This window comes from Streptomyces sp. P17, assembly GCF_032436805.1.
Lineage (GTDB): Bacteria > Actinomycetota > Actinomycetes > Streptomycetales > Streptomycetaceae > Streptomyces.
This window is the reverse complement of sequence record NZ_JAVRBF010001095.1, coordinates 1-258: the sequence shown is the minus strand read 5'-3', so window position 1 is coordinate 258 and position 258 is coordinate 1. Positions and strand designations below refer to the sequence as shown.

Below are 258 nucleotides of genomic sequence, written 5' to 3'. Positions count from 1 at the left end.
ATCTAAGTGTTGCATGCTCATTACTTTGTCATAGAATTTTGATAGTTCTAATTTAAAATCAGGGTCATCTTTTGTAAGTTTGACCATCTCCCCACTTTCAATCAAGCGGACTAATTGGAACATTTTATAAAATCGTTTGAATTCTTCCAAACCTTTGCATGAGTTAAATAAGCGGATATCTAATTCATTTTCTACCACTTCACGGATAATATCATAAGTTGCTACAGGGCGACATGTGAATTCGTAACCGAATAATTG

General features: G+C 33.7%; 1 protein-coding gene. It reads right to left on the bottom strand.

Annotated elements, in window-relative coordinates:
- Window positions 1–258, bottom strand: a 258-nt coding sequence (locus RMT89_RS44050; RefSeq protein ID WP_315889372.1) for a hypothetical protein, incomplete at both ends; no start/stop codon positions are given.